The 19,428-nt window shown below is 69.9% G+C and carries 19 protein-coding genes; 11 read left to right on the top strand and 8 right to left on the bottom strand.

Going from position 1 to position 19,428, the window contains the following annotated elements; all coding sequences use genetic code 11:
• Positions 1–12 precede the first annotated feature (12 nt).
• Positions 13–858 (top strand): TIGR00730 family Rossman fold protein, encoded by an 846-nt coding sequence (locus tag LAO51_07990; GenBank protein MBZ5638684.1) that lies wholly within the window; start codon positions 13–15, stop codon positions 856–858.
• A gap of 5 nt (positions 859–863) precedes the next feature.
• Here the strand turns inward: LAO51_07990 and LAO51_07985 are convergent, their stop codons facing one another.
• Entirely contained in the window at positions 864–1,958 is a 1,095-nt protein-coding gene (locus LAO51_07985; GenBank protein MBZ5638683.1) for a glycosyltransferase family 9 protein, read from the bottom strand.
• Positions 1,959–2,058: 100 nt separating this feature from the next.
• On the opposite strand from LAO51_07985, the gene LAO51_07980 reads away from it, so the two are divergent.
• Positions 2,059–2,775, top strand: coding sequence for an HAD family hydrolase (locus LAO51_07980; protein MBZ5638682.1), 717 nt, complete (start codon positions 2,059–2,061; stop codon positions 2,773–2,775).
• Between the two features lie 20 nt (positions 2,776–2,795).
• The gene (locus tag LAO51_07975; protein ID MBZ5638681.1) at positions 2,796–3,572 is read left to right on the top strand and encodes a glycosyltransferase family 2 protein; all 777 of its coding nucleotides are present in this window, start codon (positions 2,796–2,798) and stop codon (positions 3,570–3,572) included.
• Here the strand turns inward: LAO51_07975 and LAO51_07970 are convergent.
• On the bottom strand, positions 3,533–4,378 hold the full coding sequence (locus tag LAO51_07970) for a glycosyltransferase (GenBank protein MBZ5638680.1): 846 nt from the start codon (positions 4,376–4,378) through the stop codon (positions 3,533–3,535). The genes LAO51_07975 and LAO51_07970 overlap by 40 nt on opposite strands.
• Positions 4,379–4,475: 97 nt before the next feature.
• Between LAO51_07970 and LAO51_07965 the strand changes: the two genes are divergently transcribed.
• Complete coding sequence (locus tag LAO51_07965; protein MBZ5638679.1) at positions 4,476–4,913, top strand: hypothetical protein; 438 nt, start codon at positions 4,476–4,478, stop codon at positions 4,911–4,913.
• 39 nt (positions 4,914–4,952) lie between these two features.
• Here LAO51_07965 and glnA read toward each other — a convergent pair whose 3' ends face one another.
• The 4 genes from glnA to LAO51_07945 all read right to left on the bottom strand — a co-directional run bounded on the left by glnA (position 4,953) and on the right by LAO51_07945 (position 8,954).
• Positions 4,953–6,365, bottom strand: a complete 1,413-nt coding sequence (glnA, locus tag LAO51_07960) for a type I glutamate--ammonia ligase (GenBank protein ID MBZ5638678.1) — start codon at positions 6,363–6,365, stop codon at positions 4,953–4,955.
• Between the two features lie 63 nt (positions 6,366–6,428).
• The gene (locus LAO51_07955; GenBank protein MBZ5638677.1) at positions 6,429–7,154 is read right to left on the bottom strand and encodes a uracil-DNA glycosylase; all 726 of its coding nucleotides are present in this window, start codon (positions 7,152–7,154) and stop codon (positions 6,429–6,431) included.
• The gene (locus LAO51_07950) at positions 7,151–8,707 is read right to left on the bottom strand and encodes a TlpA family protein disulfide reductase (protein ID MBZ5638676.1); all 1,557 of its coding nucleotides are present in this window, start codon (positions 8,705–8,707) and stop codon (positions 7,151–7,153) included. The genes LAO51_07955 and LAO51_07950 overlap by 4 nt, the downstream gene beginning before the upstream one ends.
• A 61-nt stretch (positions 8,708–8,768) precedes the next feature.
• Positions 8,769–8,954, bottom strand: a complete 186-nt coding sequence (locus LAO51_07945) for a hypothetical protein (GenBank protein ID MBZ5638675.1) — start codon at positions 8,952–8,954, stop codon at positions 8,769–8,771.
• Positions 8,955–9,214: 260 nt separating this feature from the next.
• Between LAO51_07945 and LAO51_07940 the strand changes: the two genes are divergently transcribed.
• The 6 genes from LAO51_07940 to LAO51_07915 all read left to right on the top strand — a co-directional run bounded on the left by LAO51_07940 (position 9,215) and on the right by LAO51_07915 (position 16,039).
• Positions 9,215–10,636 carry a sigma-54 dependent transcriptional regulator gene (locus tag LAO51_07940; protein MBZ5638674.1) on the top strand — a complete coding sequence of 474 codons (1,422 nt, stop codon included), beginning with the start codon at positions 9,215–9,217 and terminating at the stop codon, positions 10,634–10,636.
• Complete coding sequence (locus LAO51_07935) at positions 10,633–11,583, top strand: alcohol dehydrogenase catalytic domain-containing protein (GenBank protein MBZ5638673.1); 951 nt, start codon at positions 10,633–10,635, stop codon at positions 11,581–11,583. Before LAO51_07940 ends, LAO51_07935 begins: the two co-directional genes overlap by 4 nt.
• 386 nt (positions 11,584–11,969) lie before the next feature.
• Positions 11,970–12,818: a phosphate ABC transporter ATP-binding protein PstB gene (gene pstB / locus LAO51_07930; GenBank protein MBZ5638672.1), complete on the top strand. Its 849-nt coding sequence runs from the start codon at positions 11,970–11,972 to the stop codon at positions 12,816–12,818.
• An 88-nt stretch (positions 12,819–12,906) separates the two neighbouring features.
• Positions 12,907–13,599, top strand: a complete 693-nt coding sequence (gene phoU, locus LAO51_07925) for a phosphate signaling complex protein PhoU (protein ID MBZ5638671.1) — start codon at positions 12,907–12,909, stop codon at positions 13,597–13,599.
• Complete coding sequence (locus LAO51_07920) at positions 13,599–14,288, top strand: response regulator transcription factor (GenBank protein MBZ5638670.1); 690 nt, start codon at positions 13,599–13,601, stop codon at positions 14,286–14,288. Before phoU ends, LAO51_07920 begins: the two co-directional genes overlap by 1 nt.
• Positions 14,285–16,039 carry a HAMP domain-containing protein gene (locus tag LAO51_07915; protein MBZ5638669.1) on the top strand — a complete coding sequence of 585 codons (1,755 nt, stop codon included), beginning with the start codon at positions 14,285–14,287 and terminating at the stop codon, positions 16,037–16,039. Before LAO51_07920 ends, LAO51_07915 begins: the two co-directional genes overlap by 4 nt.
• A gap of 12 nt (positions 16,040–16,051) precedes the next feature.
• Here the strand turns inward: LAO51_07915 and LAO51_07910 are convergent, their stop codons facing one another.
• Both LAO51_07910 and LAO51_07905 read right to left on the bottom strand, forming a co-directional pair.
• Positions 16,052–16,810: a peptidylprolyl isomerase gene (locus LAO51_07910; protein MBZ5638668.1), complete on the bottom strand. Its 759-nt coding sequence runs from the start codon at positions 16,808–16,810 to the stop codon at positions 16,052–16,054.
• 25 nt (positions 16,811–16,835) lie between these two features.
• Positions 16,836–17,465, bottom strand: coding sequence for a peptidylprolyl isomerase (locus LAO51_07905; protein ID MBZ5638667.1), 630 nt, complete (start codon positions 17,463–17,465; stop codon positions 16,836–16,838).
• A 302-nt stretch (positions 17,466–17,767) separates the two neighbouring features.
• Here LAO51_07905 and LAO51_07900 point away from each other — a divergent pair, with 302 nt between their 5' ends.
• On the top strand, positions 17,768–19,237 hold the full coding sequence (locus LAO51_07900; protein MBZ5638666.1) for a type IV pilus twitching motility protein PilT: 1,470 nt from the start codon (positions 17,768–17,770) through the stop codon (positions 19,235–19,237).
• Positions 19,238–19,428: the final 191 nt, after the last annotated feature.

Below are 19,428 nucleotides of genomic sequence, written 5' to 3'. Positions count from 1 at the left end.
GGGAGCGCCGGCATGCGGAGCGGTGACCCCGTCTTCGACTCCCCCTCGTACCGGAAGGCGTACGAGGACGTGGAGTTCCTGAATCGCGACGAGCTCCGCTCGGTGCGCCTCGAGCTGGAGCTGCTGAAGGCGGACCTCGTGCAGCGCGAGCACGGGATCGTGTCCACCATCGTCGTGTTCGGGAGCGCCCGGATCCCCGAGCCCGCCGAGGCGCGGAGGCGCCTCGAGGCGGCCGAGGCCCTGGCGCGGTCGAGGCCGGGCGACGCCGCCGCGCGCGCGGGGGCCGAGCGCGCGCGGCGCATCGTGGAGAGCTCCCGTTTCTACGACGAGGCGCGCGAGTTCGGCCGGATCGCTTCCTCCTCGGGCCAGGTGGGCACGCACCGTGAATTCGTCGTGGTCACCGGCGGCGGGCCCGGCATCATGGAGGCCGCGAACCGGGGGGCGCACGACGCAGCGGCCGAGAGCGTCGGCCTCAACATCGTCCTCCCGCAGGAGCAGCGCCCGAATCCTTACGTCAGCCCCGACCTGTGCTTCCAGTTCCGCTATTTCGCGATCCGCAAGATGCACTTCCTCATGCGCGCGAAGGCCCTCGTGGCCTTCCCCGGAGGGTACGGCACCTTCGACGAGTTGTTCGAGACGCTCACGCTCATCCAGACCGGGAAGGTGCCGCCGGTGCCGGTGGTGCTGTTCGGCCGGGAATTCTGGGACCGCGTGATCCGTTTCGACGAGCTGGTGCGAGAGGGGATGATCTCGGAGAGCGAGGCCGCCCTCTTCACGTACGCGGAGACCGCCGGCGAGGCGTGGGAGGCGATCTCCTCGTTCCACGCCGGGGCCGACCACCGGATGCCCGAGATCTGACCGGGCTAGAGCGACGGCGTGCGGCCGTCCAGGATCGCGAGCGCGCACGAGAGCGCGACCGCGGGGGAGATCGACGCCATCAAGTCGCGCCCGCGCGCAGCGCGCTCCCGGGCGTTCCACTCCGCAGCCTCCGGCAGCTCCGGCACGAGGCTCCACCCGTTGGCCGCGTAGGGCCCGAATCGGGCGGGGCCGCAGGAAGGCCAGGGAGCCTGGAGGAAGATCGTAGGAGTCCCCGAGACCGCCGCGAGGTGCAGCGGTCCCGTGCCGTTCCCGACGACGAGCGATGCCGTCCGCACGAGCGCGGAGAGCGTCGCCAGGTCGCCGGTGAAGCGGGGCATCCGGCGGGCGGGAAGCTCCGCGGCGTCGAGGAGCCTGGCCGTCGGGTCGTCCCCCGGACTGGTCGAGAAGACGACCTCGATCCCCTCGGCCGCCAGCAGGGTGGCGAGACGGACGAAGTGCCCCGGCGGCCAGGGGGGACACGACGCGGTCACGCTTTCCGGCCTCAGCACGACGAATCGCCGTCCGATCCCGTGCTCCTCGAGCCAGACCGAGGCGCTCTCCCCGGCGGCGACCGGGATCGCCAGCGGGAAGCGCGCCGGTCCGCCCGCCGCGCCGGCGCGGTGCGCGTAGGACAGCGCGGACTCGACCTCGTGACGGTCGCTCAAGACGGTCCGCTCGTCCACCCGCCTCTCGAACAGCGCGGAGTAGACGCGGCGTCCGGGGCCCACGCGATGCCGGACCCTCGCCGTCGCGGCCGCCCAGGAGACCCGCCCGCCCGACGACATCGAGATGAAGAGATCGGCCCTGAAGGCCTTCAGCATCGGCGGAAGCAGGTTCGGGTCGCCGCTGTCCTCGATTACCTGGTCGACGCCGCTCACGAGGCGCGCGAACGGCGCGTTGGCCGAGCGCACCAGGACGGCGAGCCACGCGGAGGGATACGTGCTCCGTAGCGCCGCGATCGCGGGCAGCGCCAGCACCAGCGGGCCGAGGGGGCCGTTGCGCGCGATCAGGATCCGGCGGATCCCGGTCCACACTTCCCCCGGCCTGCGAACCTCCTCCGCTCGCCTGGCGACCTGGTGGAGCCGCGGACGGGCCTGCACGGACCTCCTCTTCGAAGCCAGAACATAGACCGCTCCGGCCGCGGCGTCGAGAGGGCCGTCCGGGGGACGCTGCCGACGAGGCGTAATAGAATCCGGGCCCATGGACTTCTCCCTGGTGCTCTTCGACCTCGACGGGACCCTGGTGGACTGCGCTGGTGCGGGCCGGCGCGCGATCGAGACCGCGTTCCGGGAGGTTCTCGACCTTCCGGACATCGAGGTCCCGTCGCGCCGGGTCCGGTTCGAGGGAAAGACCGACCCGGTCATCGTCGAGGAGATCGCCAGGGCGGCGGGGGTGCCCGACGCGCGACTCGCTGCGGCCGAGCCGGCGTTCCGCGCGACCTACCTGAGGGCGCTGCGCGAGGAGCTCTCGCGACCCGATCCGCGGCGGCGGGTCATGCCGGGCGCGCGCGAGCTGCTCGAGGCGCTCAGGCTTCGTCCGCACGTCGTGACGGGGCTCCTCACCGGCAACATCGAGGCGGGGGCGCGGGCCAAGCTCGAGCCGTTCGGCCTCAACCGCTACTTCGCATCGGGCGGGTTCTCTTCGGACCACAAGGACCGCGCGGAGATCGCCCGCGTCGCACGGAACAGGCTGGCGCGCCTCGCCGGGTGCGAGATCCCCCCGGCACGCGTTGCGGTCGTCGGCGACACCGAGCTCGACGTCCGGTGCGCGCGCGCCAACGGTTTTCGCGCGATCGCGGTCCACTCCGGGTGGGTCACGAAGGATCGGCTCGCGGCCGCGGGGCCGGACGCGCTGTTCGACGACCTGACCGACCTGCCCGCGGTGCTCCGGGCGCTCGGTATCGGGGACGCCGCGTGACGGCGTCCCGGGAGGCCTCGATGCCGCGGATATCGGCGTTCATCCTGACGTTCAACGAGGAGCGAAAGATCGAGGAGGCGATCCGCAGCGTCGCCTGGGCCGACGAGGTCCTGGTCGCGGACTCGTTCAGCACGGACCGTACGGTCGAGATCGCGGAGCGCCTCGGCGCCCGGGTGGTGCAGATCCCTTTCGAGGGGTTCGGCAAGCTGAGGAACGACGCCGTCGCCGGGACCCGCTTCGAGTGGATCTTCAGCCTGGACGCCGACGAGCGGTGCACCGCCGAGGTGCGCGACGAGATCCGGGAGGTCGTCGCCCGCCCCGGCGCCGCCGACGCCTACCTGGTCCCCCGCCGCAATCTCTTCATGGGGCGGTGGATCCGTCATTCGGGCTGGTATCCCGATTACCGGCAGCCGCAGCTGTTCCGGAGGGGAGCGGTGCGGTTCGTCGAGGACAAGGTCCACGAGCGGTACGTCGTCCAGGGGGAGCTCGGACGGCTCGAGAACGCGATCTGGCAGGAGCCGTTCAAGGACCTCTCCGAGGTCATCCGCAAGATGGACCGCTACTCCTCGCTGGGCGCGGAGAGGCTTTCCCTCAAGGGCACGCGGCCCGGGATGGGAAAGGCCCTGGTCCACGGCCTCGGCGCGTTCGTCCGCCACTACGTGATCCGGCTGGGGGTCCTCGACGGCTGGCCCGGGTTCGTGATCGCCCTGGGCAACTTCGAGGGGACCTTCTATCGCTACGCGAAGCTCGCCGAGGCTCAACGAGAGCGCGACGCGTCCCTGTCCCGTCCGTCCTGACCCTCATGCGGGGCGAGGCCTTGCTCGCAGCGGATCCGGCTCGATGCCGCCAGGGCAAGGAGGCGCTTCCTGCTGTCGTCCGTGAACGCGCTCATCGGGTGGTGGAGGTGGTAGACCACCGCGCGGTTGAGGAGCGGGTAGAGATCGTACCCCGCGCGCCGGAGACGGATCTCGAGGTCGTAGTCCTCGAAACCGTAGCTGTCGTACGCCTCGTCGTAGCCGTTGACGCGCTCATAGGCCTCCCGCGAAACGCTGAAGTTCACCCCCATGAGCTTGCGGGAGCGCGGATGGAACAGGCGCGCCAGGGGGACCGGGAGCCTGATCCCGAGCAACGCGCGATGGGTCTCCCCCACGAGGGCGCTCCGCGCGACCGCGCCGAACGGGAGCTCGAGACGCCCGACCGGTAGGGCGCCGGACTTGATGCGCGCGGAGATCCCCGGCCCTAAGCGGACCCTTCGGCCGCAGAGCACGCGGCCCGGGCGGGCGGACCGCCCGTGGTCGGCCAGCCAGTGGCGGTGCGGTATCGAATCGCCGTCGAGAAAGACCAGGATGTCGCCGGTCGAGCGCCGCACGGCCTCGTTGACGATCCGGCATTTCCGCCGGCCCAGGTCGTCCTGCCAGACGTGGTGCAGCGGGACCGCCAGCCGGCCCGCCCAGCCGGCGACGACCCCGCGCGTCTCGTCCGCCGACCCGTCGTCGGCGACCAGCACCTCCGTCGGCGGAGCGGACTGGCGGGAGACCCCTTCGAGCACCAGATCCAGCTCGCGCGGAGCGTTGTAGGTGGTGATCACGACGGACGACGACATCGGCCGATCTTACCATCGGGGTCGTGGGACGCCGCGGCCGCCCCTCCCGAAAGGAGCGGCGGGCGTATACTGTCGTCCAAGGGGGCGGGAGGAACTCATGGGCCGGGAGACGCGCTCGAGCCGGCAAACGCTGACCCTGGCCGCGGTCATCGTGCTGCTCGCGATGTCCGCTCGATGCGGCTCCGGGGATGGTAGCGTGTTCCACCCTCCCGTCGAGATCCTGGGCACCTGGGGAGGCATCGGTCTCCAGTTGACGGCGACCCCCGGCGGCGCGACGGTGTCCGGGTCCTGCACGCACGGTTCGGCCGATCATCCCATCGTGCTGGACGCCGATCGGCACTTCGTCGTCTCGGGAACGTATTCGGAGGCCGGTCCCGGGCCCAGCGTCCGCACGTTTCCCGCGCGCTTCGAGGGGAAGGTGGACGGGAAGGCGATGGTCCTGAGCATCGTCAGGACCGACACGAACGAGGTCGTCGGAACCTTCGACCTGGTCGAGGGCGAGTCGGGACTGATCGACCCCTGCATCGCGGTCTGACGTCCTGCCTCGTACCCTCCGGACGCCGCCGCGCCCCAGCTAGTTGTCGTAGTACAGGTGGAACTCGAACGGGTGGGGCCGGAGCTTGATCGGATCCACCTCGTTCCTGCGCTTGTACTCGACCCAGGTGTGCACGAGGTCGCCGGTGAACACGTCGCCTCGCAGGAGGAAATCGTGGTCGCTCTCGAGCGCGCGCAGCGCCTCCTCGAGCGATCCCGGCGTCTTGGGGGTCTCCTTCAGCTCGTCGACGGTCATCTCGTAGATGTCCCGGTCGAGCGGCTTGCCCGGATCCACCCGCGCCTCGATGCCGTCGATCATCGCCATCAGGACGGCGGACCAGGCGACGTAGCCGTTACAGCTCGGGTCCGGGCAGCGAAACTCCAGCCGCTTCGCCTTGGGGCTCTTCGAGTACATCGGGATCCGGACGGCGGCCGAGCGATTCCGCGCGGAGTACGCCAGGTTCACCGGTGCCTCGAAGCCCGGCACCAGCCGGCGGTAGGAGTTGGTCGTGGGCGCCGCGAACGCGAGGATCGCCGGCGCGTGCTTCAGGATCCCGCCAATGGCGTGAAGCGCCATTTCGCTGAGTCCAGCGTACCGGTCGCCGGCGAACAGGGGCTTCCCGTCCTTCCAGAACGACGCGTGGGTGTGCATGCCGCTGCCGTTGTCCTCGAAGATCGGCTTCGGCATGAACGTGACGGTCTTCCCGTGCCGCTTCGCGACGTTCTTGATGATGTACTTGAACCACATGAACTGGTCGCCCATCTTGAGGAGCGGCTCGAACCTCATGTCGATCTCGCTCTGGCCGGCGGTCGCCACCTCGTGGTGGTGGGCCTCCACGACGATGCCGATCTTGCGCATCGCGTTGACCATCTCCCCCCGGAGGTCGTGGTACGTGTCGGTGGGGCTCACGGGGAAGTAACCGCCCTTGAAGCTCGGCTTGTACCCGAGATTCGGCTCCTCGATCCGGGCGGTGTTCCAGGCCCCTTCCACCGAGTCGATCTCGTAGTATCCCTTGTGCTGGTTCTGCTCGTAGCGGACCTCGTCGAACACGAAGAACTCGGGCTCGGGACCGATGTAGCAGACATCGGCGATCCCGGTCTGCTTCAGGTACGCTTCGGCCTTCCTCGCCACGTGGCGCGGGTCGCGGGTGTAGTCCTCGAGCGTGATCGGATCGACGATGTTCCCGATCACGCTGACGGTGGGCTCCTTGAAGAACGGGTCCAGGCAGAACGTGGACGGGTCCGGGATCGCGAGCATGTCCGACATGTGGATGCCTTGCCAGCCGCGGATGGACGAGCCGTCGAATCCCAGACCTTCCTTGAACGTCTTCTCGTCCCACGTGTCGAGGGGGAACGAGCAGTGCTGCCAGCTACCCAGCAGATCGGTGAACTTCAGGTCCACCATCTCCGCGTTGTGCTTCTTGGCGAATGCGAAGAAGGCCTCCGGTGTCATGCGCCCTCCCTTGCCCCCCGGTCCTCAGCCCGATTTCCGGCCCGATGCCCCTCCGCGGGACCGCTAAGGAGCGGCGCGCGCGAGCCCCGCGACCTCCGCGGTGCGCAGGATCATGGACTCAAACATCGCGACCGTCAACCGGCCGGTCTGCGTGTTCTGGCGGCTGGGGTGGTAGCAACCCAGGAGGAGCACCTGCGACCCGCCTTCGCGGAGCGTCACGCGGGCCGCGGCCCCGTGGCCGAACGCCGGCGCGGGCCGCGGCACGGCTGCGGGGTCGGCGCGTCGCGCCCGCCGGATCACCGCGTCCCACGCGATCCGGCCGAGGGCGAGGACGACCCGGACCTCGGCGAGGAGAACGACTTCGCGGTCGAGAAAGGGCGCGCACGCCGCGAGCTCCGCGGGAGAGGGCCGGTTCCGAGGCGGGGCGCAGCGGCACGCGGCGGTGATGAACGCGCCACGGAGGAAGAGGCCGTCCTCCCGCGACGTCGAATCGCCCCGGCTGGCGATGCCGGCGCGGTGCAGCGCGCCGTAAAGCCAGGCGCCCGAGGCGTCGCCGGTGAACATCCGCCCGGTGCGATTCGCGCCGTGCGCCGCCGGCGCCAGTCCCACGATCAGTGCTCGCGCGGCGGGGTCGCCGAAACCGGGAACGGGGCGCCCCCAGTAGAGCTGGTCGCGAAAGGCGCGCCGACGGACGCGGGCCACCTCGAGGCAATGGGTCCTCAGGCGCGGACATCGCGCGCAGGCGACGATCTCGCGGTTCAAGGCGTCCCAGGAGGCGCCGTTCCTCATCGCCGCGCGCGCAGGAGGGCGACCGACCGGCCCACCGACACCAGGAGGTCGTCTCCGCCGTCCCCCTCGAGATCCCCGGGGGACAGACCCACGATTCCCGGCCACCGGGCTCGCCAGACCGCTTCCCCGCTCGACGGATCGAGGAGCAGCGCGGAACTCGCCGTCGCGACGGCGAACAGCGGCTCGCGCGGCGAGCGGAACCGCCCGATCACCGCGGCGACAACCGCCGCCGGCGCGGTGCCGAAGCCGGTGCTCACGTCCGCTCCGACCACGAGCTTCGCGCCTCCCGGCGGCGCTGCGGCCGCCCGCACGACACGGCCGGCGAGATCGACGAAGCGCACGGTCCCGTCCGAGGCCAATGCGACGAACAGGGCCGACGCACCGTCTCCCGTGCGGCGCACCTCGACGGTCTCGCCGGTCCCCTCGACGCGGCGAATCCGTTTTCCCTCGCGATCGGAGAGATAGAGACCGTCCACCGTCGCCAGGGCCAGGGTTCCCTCAGGCCGATCCGGGGGCTCGGAGCCGATCGCCGCGAGGTCCAGAAGGTACGCCGGCGCCGCGACGGTCCGAACCGGGTGGCCCGAGAGGTCGAGTGCCACGATGTCCTTCCCTCCCGGTCGGTACCCGAGGACCTCCGCTCTTCCGCTGCCGTTCAGATCCGCGGCAAGCAGGCGACCGGCGGCCGGGGGGGCCGGGAGACGCGAGGAGATCCGCCCGTCGGCCTCGATCGTCGCCAGCTCGTTGCCGGCGGCGACCACGATCTTCGGCCGTTCGCCCGGAGCCTTCACCACCACGGCTCCCGTCACCGTGGCCCCGAGGTCGCGCATCCACGCCACGTCAAGCGCGCCGGCGCCCGACAACACCTCTCCGATCGCGCGGCGTGGCCCCCCGCCGGCATCCTCGGCGAGCAGCGCCCGCACCCGATCGGCGATGGTCTTCTCGATCCCCTGTTGCCAGCCCTCCCAGCGCTCGCGGACCCTGCCGCGCCGGTCGGCGATCACCACCGTCGGCAGCTCGCGCGCGTGGAACGCCTTGTCGACGCCGCGATTCAAGGTCCCGATCGGCATCGTGAGCTTGAGCGCTTCCACCGTCCGGCGTGCCGTGGGGCGCGGCTCTCCCGCGTTGATCGCGATGGCCTCCAGGCCGCGAGGCCCTTCGACGGCGTAGAGCTCCTGAAGGCGCGGCAGCTCCTGAATGCACGGCGCGCACCAGGACGCCCAGAAATCCAGCAGCAGGACCTTGCCGCGCGCCGAGGCCAGCGGGAGTGTGCCGCCTTCGAGGAGAGGTACCGAAATCTCCGCCAGCGACTCGAACCAGACCGGCGCCTCCAGCGGGGAGCGCGCGCTTCCTCCGGTCCCGGTGCCCTCCGCGTCCAGCTCGACCCTCCAGGCGATCCCGCCGGGGCCCGGCGTCCACGAGAGGGCCGGCGGCCCCGAAGCGGCCGGCGCCGCCGCGGCGAGCGAGAGCAGGAACGGAATCCATCCGCTCGCGAGGATCATCTCGACGACGAGTCTAACGGGGGGAGAGGAAACGCGCACCCTTCGTCGGAGCACGAGGAACCGCGAAACGGGAAGCGGTTGCGATGCGGGTCAGGTCCGTGCGCGGGCGACCGGTCTAGGCCCGGGCTTCGCTCGAGCGCCAGAGCGTGTAGATCTCGAAGGCCTTGGAGGTCTCGATCTCGACGAAGCTCCGGTAGACCTTCCGCCGCTGGGGGTCGATCTGGTACGTCCGGTCGCCGAACACGAAGTTGACGACGCCCCCCTGGCCCTCACTCTTGCGACGAGCGCTTTTCCGCGTCACCGGTGCCGCCCTCCTTCGCGCAATTCCAGCGTGGATGACATGACGTATATCAAAACTCGTACCAGGCCCCCACGCGGAGGCTCCAGGCCGCGGAATCGTCGGGAGCGTCAACGCCAGCGGGGCCTGACGAAGACGTGGGCCCTCTCACGCCTCGAAGTCGCCCTCCATCCGGTTTCGCCAAACCGGCCACCCTGGCGGGCCAGATCGTCGCAACTCCGCCATTGTGGCCGGATGGGCTCCTTCCTCATTATAATCAACCCATGCTGGATACCCCGCCTGGCAGCAAGGCGATTCTCGTGGTGGTCGAGGACCTCGACCTCCGGGAGCGGGCGACGTCGATCCTCGCTCGATCGGGGTATCAACCCACCCCCGTGGAGCGAGGGGAGGAAGCGCTGCCCGTGTTCAACGCGCGCCATCACGACGCCGTGCTCCTCGACCTCGAGATCGCAGGCGTGGACGCGTCGGAGCTGCTGCGGAATTTCCGCCGGGTGAGCCCGGGGACTCCGGTGCTGGTGCTCGCCGACCCCGCGAGGCTCCAGGCCGCGGTCCAGGCGCTTCGGCAGGGCGCCGAGGACTACCTCGTTCGGCCGCCGGATCCCTTCGAGCTCAGGACGCGCCTCGGACGCATCCTCGAGCGACACGACCTCGATTCGCGGATCGCGCTGCTCCAGGGGGAGCTGTCGAAGAACCAGGGGCTCAAGACCCTCGTCAGCCGGTCCCCCGCCATGCAGGCGGTGCTGGATCGCGTGCTCCGAATCGCGCCGCTCAGGGCGACGGTGCTGATCCACGGCGAGAGCGGCGTGGGCAAGGAGCTGGTGGCTCGATCGGTCCACTTCAACTCGAGGCGGCGCGACTTCCCGTTCATCGCCCTGAACTGCGCCGCGATGCCGCAGAGCCTGATCGAGTCCGAGCTGTTCGGACACGAGAAGGGCTCGTTCACCGGCGCCCACGCTCGCGCCCGGGGAAAGTTCGAGATCGCCCATCGCGGAACGCTGTTCCTGGACGAGATCGGCGAGATGGACCACGCGACGCAGGCCAAGCTCCTCCGCGTCCTCGAAGAGAAGGAGTTCATGCGCGTCGGCGGCGATCAGAGCATCCGCGTCGACGTACGGGTGATCGCGGCGACCAACGCGGACCTCGAGGATATGGTGGAGCGTTCGCATTTCCGCCGGGACCTCTACTACCGACTCAAGGTGCTGACGGTCCAGGTGCCGCCGCTCAGGGAGCGGCGCCAGGACATCCCGGCCCTCGTCGATACCTTCCTCGATGAGCTCTCCCGGGCGAACGCCGTTCGCCGGAAGGCGATCGTGCCGGAAGCGCTCGCCGCGCTTCAGGACTATCACTGGCCGGGGAACGTTCGCGAGCTGAAGAACATCCTGGAGAGCGTCCTGGTCTCGAGCGCGGGAGAGCTGATCCGCCTCGAGGACCTGCCCCCCTCGGTCCGCCGGGAGACCGCGGCGTTCGAGCGCCCCGAGATCGCCGTTGGGATGACCCTCGAAGACATGGAGCGCGAGCTGATCCGGAGGACGCTGGAGCACACCGGCGGCAATCGCACGCACTGCGCCTCCCTTCTGGACATCGGCGTGAGGACCCTTCAGCGGAAGATCCGTGGGTTCCGTCTGGAGATCCCCTCGAAGCGGCGCCGGCCGCGCCGCCGCGCCGCCCTCGGGACCGGACGGTGAGGGCGGTCATTTTCCGGGACGGCGCTCCCAGGGTCGTGGAGCGGCCCGAGCCCTCGCCGGGCCCCGCGGAAGCGGTCGTCCGCGTGATGCTCGCCGGGATCTGCCGGACCGACCAGGAAATCGCACGGGGGTACCTGTCGTTCGACGGCGTGCTGGGCCACGAGTTCGTCGGGGTCGTCGAGCACGCACCCGCCCCGGGCTGGGTCGGCCGCCGGGTGGTCGGAGAGATCAACGCGGCGTGCGACGCCTGCGACGGATGCCTTCGCGGGCTCCCCCGTCACTGCTCCCGCCGCACGGTCCTGGGGATCTCGGGGCGCGACGGCGCGCTCGCCGAACGGCTCGCGCTCCCCCTTGCGAACCTCCATCCCGTTCCCGCCGGCGTGGCCGACGATGCCGCCGTCTTCGCGGAGCCCCTCGCCGCGGCGTATGAGGTTCTCGAGCAGGTCCGACCGGCGCCGGGGACCGCGGCGGTCGTTCTGGGAGACGGTCGCCTCGGCCAGCTCTGCGCGTCGGTGCTCGCGCGCGCCGGATCGCCCCCGCTCGTCGTGGGGCGACATGCCTCGAAGCTGCGGCGCGTCGAGCGGATGGGCCTCGTCGCCGTCCACGAAGGCGACGAGATCCCGCGCGAGTTCGACCTGGCGGTGGAGGCGACCGGAACGCGCGAGGGGCTCGAGCGGGCGCTCGCGATCGTCCGTCCCCGCGGCACCGTGGTGCTCAAGAGCACCTACCACGGCCATTCGACGCTCGACCTCGCGCCCGTCGTCGTCGACGAGATCTCGATCGTCGGCTCGCGATGCGGCCCGTTCGCGCCCGCGCTCGAGCATCTCGCGCTCGACCCCTCGGTGACCGAGGGACTCGTCACCGCGCGCTTCCCGCTGCGCGAAGCCGCCGCCGCGTTCGCGCGCGCCGCCGAGCCCGACGCTCTCAAGGTCCTCCTCGAGCCGTGACGCGACGCTCCGCGCGACATCGTGCGCTTCGCGACTCCGTCTTTCGTCTTGACACCCGGCGCGACGTCCCTATATTCGACGTTGATGCATCGACGAACGGCCGCAGGCGGCGGCCGCGGAGAGGAGGTGAGATCGAACATGGCGACGAAGAAGAAGGCCGCGAAGAAGACGGCGAAGAAGAAGGTCGCGAAGAAGAAAGCCATGAAGAAGTGCTGAGGGGCTGAAACCCCTGATCCGGACACTCAAGAGATCTCAGGGGACGCCGCCTCCGGCGTCCCCGTTTTTTTGCCCGCTCCCGCCGCCCTCCGCGCGCCTGTTTACCTCCCGTTAACCCAACGTTAACCTCCATGACGCCTCGACGTAGTCCAATGTCCGAAGGAGGTTCGATGGAGCTCGTGCGGAACGCCGCTGCCGGTGCCGACGCGGCGGACGCCGGGGGATCGGAGGTCGGGGCGGCGGACGCCCCCGCCCTGCGCTTCGACCATCCCATCCTCGACGTCCGCTCGCTTTCGCTCTGGTACGGCGACTCCCGGGCGCTGCACGACGTCTCCCTCGAGATCCCGGCGCGCAGGATCACCGCGTTCATCGGACCCTCGGGATGCGGCAAGTCCACGCTCCTCCGCTGCTTCGACCGGATGAACGACCTCGTCGACGACGTTCGGGTCGAGGGAGAGGTGCGTTTCGAGGGGAAGAGCGTCTACGATCCCGAGGTGGACGTGACCACCCTGAGGAAGCGGATCGGGATGGTGTTCCAGAAGTCGAACCCCTTCCCCAAGTCCGTCTACGAGAACGTCGCGTACGGCTGCCGGATCCACGGGGGCCGGCGGCGGCACGAGCTGGACGAGGTCGTGGAGCGGAGCCTCAAGAGCGCCGCCCTCTGGGACGAGGTGAAGGACCGGTTGGAGGAGAGCGCCCTGAGCCTGTCGGGCGGCCAGCAGCAGCGACTCTGCATCGCCCGAGCGATCGCCGTGGAGCCGGAGGTCGTTCTGCTCGACGAGCCCTGCTCCGCCCTCGACCCGATCGCCACCGCGAAGATCGAGGAGCTGATGCGGGAGCTCCGGGACCACTACACGCTGGTGATCGTGACCCACAACATGCAGCAGGCGTCGCGGGTCTCCGACTACACGGCCTTCCTCTACCTGGGCCGCCTGGTGGAGTTCGGGGAGACCGACAGGCTGTTCCTGAACCCGTCGAAGAAACAGACGGAGGATTACATCACCGGCCGGTTCGGATAGCGCCGAGGAACGGCGCTTTGGCCCGCCGGCGCTTGACGCTAGACTCTCCTGCGGCGGCCCCGCCGCGGAGGTGGCGGAGAAGGGGTCCATGGAGAGACCGACCCGCAGCCTGGCGGAGCAGCTCGATCTTCTCTCGGGGAAGATCCTGCTCCTCGGCGGCCTCGTGGAGCAGGCCATCGGCCGCTCGGTCGACGCCCTCGTCGAGCGCGATTCGAATCTCGCCAGGGAGGTGGTCGCCGAGGACGCCGAGGTGGACCGCGTGGAGCTCGAGATCGACCGCCTCTCCATGGAGATCCTGGCGCTTAAGCAACCGCTCGCGCGGGACCTCCGGTTCATCACCACCGCGATGAAGATCACGACGGACCTCGAGCGGATCGGGGATCTGGCCGTGAACGTCAGCGAGCGGGCGCTGGAGCTCAACGAGGAGCCCCAGCTCAAGCCGTTCGTCGACATCCCGCTCATGGCCCGCCGAGCGGAGGAGATGGTCCACGGGGCGCTGGACGCGTTCGTGCGGCGCGACGCCGCGACGGCGCGGGCGGTCATCGCGCTGGACGACGACCTCGACCGGAGAATGGAACAGATCTTCCGGGAGCTGCTGTCGTTCATGGTGGAGGACCCTCGGGCGATCACGCGGGCGCTCCGCCTGACCTTCGTCGCCAAGTACTTCGAGAGGATCGGGGACCAGGCCACCAACGTGTGCGAGCAGGTGGTCTACATGTGCGAGGGGCGCGTGATCAAGCACCCCTGGCTCAGCTCAGCCGACGGGACGAGTGACGGGTGATGAAGCGGATCCTCCTGATCGAGGACGACGAGGACATCGCGCTCTCGCTGCGCTACAACCTCGAGAGGGACGGCGCTTTCGAGATCACGTCGGTTCGTGACGGCGAGGCGGGCCTCGAGGCCGCGGCCGCGCGACTTCCGGATCTCGTCCTGCTCGACCTCAGCCTGCCGGGGCTCGACGGCATCGAGGTCTGCCGCCGTCTCCGGTCGTCCCCCGCGACCGCTCGGATCCCGATCGTCATGATCACCGCCCGGGTGGAGGAGTCCCAGCGGGTGAGGGGGCTCGACGAGGGCGCCGACGACTACATCACCAAGCCGTTCTCACTCCGCGAGGTCCAGGCGAGGGTGCGCGCGGTCCTGAGGCGCGCGGAGGGCTCGGGAGGGGCGACGGAGGCGCTCGCCGATCCGCCGCTCGCCGTGGATCTCGACGCGCGGCGCGCCGTCGTCGGGGGACGGGAGGTCGTCCTGACGCGGAGGGAATTCGATCTCCTGGCCGACCTCCTCCGCCACCGCGGGCGGGTCCGTACGCGCGAGCGCCTCCTCGAGCGCGTGTGGGGCTACGACTATCCGGGGGAGACCCGCACCGTGGACGTCCACGTGCGGCGGCTCCGGCAGAAGCTCGGCCCGGAGATCGAGGCGCGCATCGAGACCGTGGTCGGGGTCGGCTACCGCTGGCGGGGGACCTCGTGAAGATCCGCCACAAGCTCCTGGTGGCGCTGCTCGCCACCGTCCTCGTCACGTCGGCCGTCGTCGGCTTCGGATCGGTCCAGCTCCTGCACTCGGCGGTGGGTGACCGTTTCGCCGAGCGGCTCCGCGCGGAGACCGACCTTCTGGCCGCCTCGGTCGCCGCCCTGGTTCCCCCTGAGGCTCCCCAGACCCTGGCCGCGGATGCCGGGAGACGCCTGGGCGCCCGCGTGACCCTCATCGGCCACGACGGAACCGTGCTCGGTGACTCGGCCGAGAGCGAAGCGGATCTCACCTCAATGGAGAACCACCTCCGCCGGCCGGAGATCGTCGCCGCCGCGGGTGGGAGGGTCGGTGAGGCCTCGCGCGTGTCGAACAGCACCGGCATCGAGTACCTGTACACCGCGCGCCGGGTGGAGGGGAACGGCCCGGTGGCGTACGTCCGGATCGCGCTTCCGGTCGCCAGGGTCCGCGAGGTCGAGTCGTACTACTCCTGGCTCATGCGCGGCGTCACGCTGGCGGCGCTCCTGGCGCTGACCGCGATCGCCTACGTCGTGGTCCGCCGGCTCTCGAGGCCGATCGAGCGTATGAGCGAGGCCGCCGACCGGACCGACTCCGGCGACCTCGGGTCCGCGGTCCCCTACGACGGCGCCGACGAGTTGGCGCATCTCGCCGCTTCGATCAACCGGATGAAGCGGGCGCTGGTGGACAAGATCGCCGAGCTCGACTCGGAACGGGCGGTCCTGCGCTCCGTCATCGCGGGGATGAAGGAGGGCCTCCTCCTGGTCGGAACGGACCGGCGGATCGAACTGGCCAACGACGCCTTCCGCCAGATCTTCGGCGTCCCGTTCGATCCCGCGGGGCACCTTCTCGCCGAGGCGATCCGGAACCCGGCGGTGATCCGCGACCTCGACCACGCGCTGGGGGACGGAGCCGAGGTGCGGGAGATGGTGGTCCGCGCCGCCGACTCCGGACGCTCGTTCGAGGTCCACGTCACCCCGCTGCCGTCGCGGCCGTCGGGGCGCCCCGGGGGAGCGCTGGTGCTGTTCTTCGACATCTCGAGGCTGGTCGCCCTCGAGGCGGTGCGCAGGGACTTCGTCGCCGACGTCTCCCACGAGCTGAGGACGCCGCTGACCTCGATCCGAGCCTTCGTGGAGACGCTCCTCGACGGCGGTCTCGCCGACCGCGAGAACGCGGCGCGGTTCCTCGAGATCGCCCGCCGCCACGCCGCCCGGATGGAGACCCTGATCGACGACCTCACGGACCTCTCGCTGATCGAGACCGGCGCGATCGAGCTCCTCCTGGAGGACGTGGAAGTCGCCGAGGTCGCTGGCGACGTGGCCGACGAGGTCTCCCACCGCCACGCCTCCGCCGGCATCCGGGTCGAGGTGGATTTTCGTTCACCGTTCGTCCTCCGCGCGGACCGGCGTCGCTTCGAGCAGATCCTGGTGAATCTCGTGGACAACGGGATCAAGTTCAACCGCCCCGGCGGTGTCGTGCGCGTGACGGGAGGGCTCGAGGGCGGGAGACCGACGATCTCGGTGGAGGACACCGGGGTCGGCATCCCCGCGGACAGCCTCGAGAAGATCTTCAACCGGTTCTACCGGGTGGACAAGGCGCGCTCGAGAGAGATGGGCGGGACCGGTCTCGGCCTCGCCATCGTCCGGCACCTGATGCGTCTTCACGGAGGCGCGGTTCGCGCCGAGTCCGAGCTCGGGCGCGGATCGCGGTTCGTCCTGGAGTTCCCGCCGGCCTGATGGCTCCCGCGCCTAGCGCGGTTCCGGACGCAGGCCGTACTTCTGCGCCTTCGGTGTGTACGGCATCGGCTCCGGGAGAGGGGCGGGGTTGCCGACCTTGCAGACGCGGATCCGCTTCACCATCACGGGATCGATGGGCATCTCGTTCCCGAAGGTCTTGACGGCGCTGGCCCGCTCCACCACGTCGAGGCCCGAGACGACGATTCCGAAGCACGGATGCGATCCGTTGAGGTAAGGGATCGTTCCGGCCGTGACGAAGAACTTGACGCCGCTGATCCGGTTCAAGACGGTGCGGACCATTCCGAGCCGTCCCGGCCCGGTGAAGTTCACCGGCCCCTCCCCTTCCGGCGGAACGAAGATCGGCGGCATGCTGCGTCCCGCCACGGTGCTCCCTCCGATCTCGATGCGCTCCGCGGCGACCGCCCGCGTGACCTTCAGCCCGTCGTAGTAAGGGTCCTTGCGCGGTGTCCCCGTGACGGGATCGGGCCACGCGAGTCGACCCTCGGCGAGCGCCGCGAAGTGGGCCACGGACTGCGGGGCCTGCTCGGGCAGGAGCCTGGCGACGATCACCCCCATGCTCGTCTCGATCCAGGCGTACCAGCCCTCCGGGAGGCCGGGAGGGAGCGCGAGGGTCTCTTCCGTGACCACCGGGGGAGCGGAGGGAGGAGGCCCGTTCGGCGGGCGCGCTCCGGCAGCGCCGACGGCGGCGATGCCGGACAGGAGAAGGGCCGACAGGGTCGAGGCGGCGCATTTCGGGAAGCCTGACATCACCGCGCCTCTCCCCTGCTGCGGACCACTACGGCTTGGCCTCGACCTTCTTCTCGGCGGGTTTCTGCTCCGCCGCCTTCTTCGCCTCGCCCTTCTGCACCGACACCTTCTTGATGTAGTCGAGTTTCGGGAAGCTCGCTTCGAGGTAGGCGTTCCCTTCGTTCTGGAGCCTCCCCTGGTCGGGCCCGCCCCCCCTGGGGGCGCCCTCGCCGTAATCGGAGTAGAACTTTTCGACGATGTCCATCCCCTCGACGACCTTGGCGAAGGGGGAGAACCCCTTGCCATCGAGGAAGGAGTTGTCGCCGTAGTTGATGAAGATCTGGGTGGTGCGGGTGTTGGGTCCGGCGGTCGCGAAGGTGACCGCCCCCCGGGTGTTGCTTCCCTTCACCGCGTCGTCGGGAATGGTGGCGCCGCGCCAGACGGCGGAGACCGCGGGATCCCCGTGGATTCCGAATTGCGCCATGAAGGGTTTTGGCGCGCGCAGCACGCGGAAGAACCTCACGCCGTCGTAGTAGCCGTTCTTGGCGAGGTTGTAGAACCGGTCTGCGCCGTTCGGGGCCCAGGCTCGGGTGACCTCCACCACGAAATCTCCCTTGCTCGTCTCGAACTTCACGCGGAAGGCGTCCGGCGCCTTCTCGGTCAATGCGGCCGGGTTCATCAGTTTCTCCTTGGGGGCGGCGGCGGTCGGCGCGGCGTGGTTCGCCGTGGCGGCGAGAGCCAGCGCGAGGCTGTACACGGCAAAACGGGTCGCTCTCATGGTGCTCCTCCTCGACGGAATTCACGGGTTTCGCGATCTCCCGCGAACTCACCCGTGGCGTGGCATCGTATCCTCCACGCCGGGTCGCCGCAACCGACCGCGCTTCGCTTGCTGGCCCCGGGAGCGAGACCTATATTCGCCCTCGCGGCCGGGCGGGAGAACGCCTGCACGGTCGGGGAGGACTCTTGCCTCAGCTCGATACGATGCTCCGTGCGCTCGCGGACCGGGGGGCGCGGGAGCTGCGTCTCGCGGAGGGTGCGCAGCCGGTGTTCGCGTACCCGGACGGCGAGCGCGCGGTGTCGGCGGCTTCGCTGACGCGCGGTCAGATCATCGCCCTGCTCTCCGAGGTGTCCTCTCCCGACGACGCCCGGCGGATCTCCGCAGGCGAGCCCGCCCGCTTCGCGTACCGCCTGCCCGACGGGAAGTCGTTCGCGTTCTCGTCCTCCGTGTCGGACGGGACGCTCGCCGTACGCGCGACGCCGGCCGCGACCGCGCCCGACTCCGCGCCGACGGCGAGCGCCGCGGCGCCCGCCGCCTCGGAATCCGTCGGGCTCAAGCCCTTCGATCCGACCGCGCTGCGGCCGGGAGCTCCGGCGATCGAGGCCCACCTGACCTACCTGGTCGAGGTGGGAGGAAGCGACCTCCACCTCTCCGCCGACGAGCACCCGACCGTCCGGCTGCACGGAGAGATGATGCGGATCCCCGGAACGGCCGCGTGCTCTCCGGAAGAGACCGCGCGCCTCCTGTTCCAGCTCCTGCCGCCGCGCTTCAAGAAGGAGTTCGAATCCGCGTCGGACACCGACTTCGCCCACGAGATTCCGGGGGTCGCGCGTTTCCGCTGCAACGTGTTCGCGGACCGCAAGGGAGTCGGCGGCGTGTTCCGGGTGATCCCGAGCCGGATCCCCTCGGCCGAGGACCTCGGGCTTCCCAAGGCGATTCTCGACCTCTGCTTCCTCTCCAAGGGCCTCGTGCTCGTGACGGGGCCGACCGGCTCCGGCAAGTCCACGACCCTGGCGACCCTGATCGACCACATCAACCGGAACCGGACCGACCACATCCTCACCATCGAGGACCCGATCGAGTTCGTCCACCCGAGCCGGAAGTGTCTCGTCAACCAGCGGGAGGTGGGGAGCCACACGTCGAGCTTCAAGTCGGCGCTGCGCGCCGCGCTGCGCGAGGATCCGGACATCGTCCTCGTCGGAGAGATGCGCGATCTCGAGACCGTCGCCATCGCCATCGAGACCGCGGAGACCGGCCACCTCGTGTTCGGAACGCTGCACACGTCCACCGCGCCGTCCACCGTCGACCGGATCATCGACCAGTTCCCCGCGGACCGGCAGTCCCAGATCCGGGTGATGCTGTCGGAATCGCTGAAGGGCGTGATCTCGCAGATCCTCCTCCGCAGGAAGAGCGGGGGCCGGGTCGCCGCGATGGAGGTCCTCATCGGCACGCCGGCCGTCGCCAACCTGATTCGGGAGGCGAAGACGTTCCAGATCCCGAGCATCATGCAGGCCGGCCGAAAGCACGGGATGGTGCTGATGGTCGACGCCCTCCTGGACCTCGTGAAGCGAGGAGTCATCTCGGCCGACGAGGCGTTCCTGAAGGCGGTGGACAAGATGTCGCTCGCAACGCTGTTCAAGAGCGCGGGCATCGAGCTCCCGCTCGTTTACTGAGTGACGCATAAATAGTTTAACTACTCGGCCAAAAAGAAAGATCGCTGGCCTCCAAGAAGGAACGCATCAGTCGGGGTCGCATCCGGATCCGTTGGACGGCACCGCGCAACGCCACTTTGAGCTCGTGGAGGTTGAGAGGAGCGAAATTGGCGAGCTCGACCTGCTTCAGATAACGCCACACCCACTCGTCC

It is taken from the genome of Terriglobia bacterium (assembly GCA_020073205.1).
GTDB lineage: Bacteria > Acidobacteriota > Polarisedimenticolia > Polarisedimenticolales > JAIQFR01 > JAIQFR01.
This window is presented reverse-complemented; position numbering and strand designations above follow the sequence as displayed.

Coding starts and splice junctions, on each gene's coding strand:
- phoU (MBZ5638671.1), top strand. CDS start 12,907: ATGGAGAGACCGACCCGCAGCCTGGCGGAGCAGCTCGATCTTCTCTCG.
- LAO51_07970 (MBZ5638680.1), bottom strand. CDS start 4,378: ATGTCGTCGTCCGTCGTGATCACCACCTACAACGCTCCGCGCGAGCTG.
- LAO51_07920 (MBZ5638670.1), top strand. CDS start 13,599: ATGAAGCGGATCCTCCTGATCGAGGACGACGAGGACATCGCGCTCTCG.
- glnA (MBZ5638678.1), bottom strand. CDS start 6,365: ATGACACCGGAGGCCTTCTTCGCATTCGCCAAGAAGCACAACGCGGAG.
- LAO51_07940 (MBZ5638674.1), top strand. CDS start 9,215: ATGCTGGATACCCCGCCTGGCAGCAAGGCGATTCTCGTGGTGGTCGAG.
- LAO51_07905 (MBZ5638667.1), bottom strand. CDS start 17,465: ATGAACCCGGCCGCATTGACCGAGAAGGCGCCGGACGCCTTCCGCGTG.
- LAO51_07955 (MBZ5638677.1), bottom strand. CDS start 7,154: ATGAGGAACGGCGCCTCCTGGGACGCCTTGAACCGCGAGATCGTCGCC.
- LAO51_07900 (MBZ5638666.1), top strand. CDS start 17,768: ATGCTCCGTGCGCTCGCGGACCGGGGGGCGCGGGAGCTGCGTCTCGCG.
- LAO51_07975 (MBZ5638681.1), top strand. CDS start 2,796: ATGCCGCGGATATCGGCGTTCATCCTGACGTTCAACGAGGAGCGAAAG.
- LAO51_07980 (MBZ5638682.1), top strand. CDS start 2,059: ATGGACTTCTCCCTGGTGCTCTTCGACCTCGACGGGACCCTGGTGGAC.
- LAO51_07990 (MBZ5638684.1), top strand. CDS start 13: ATGCGGAGCGGTGACCCCGTCTTCGACTCCCCCTCGTACCGGAAGGCG.
- pstB (MBZ5638672.1), top strand. CDS start 11,970: ATGGAGCTCGTGCGGAACGCCGCTGCCGGTGCCGACGCGGCGGACGCC.
- LAO51_07965 (MBZ5638679.1), top strand. CDS start 4,476: ATGGGCCGGGAGACGCGCTCGAGCCGGCAAACGCTGACCCTGGCCGCG.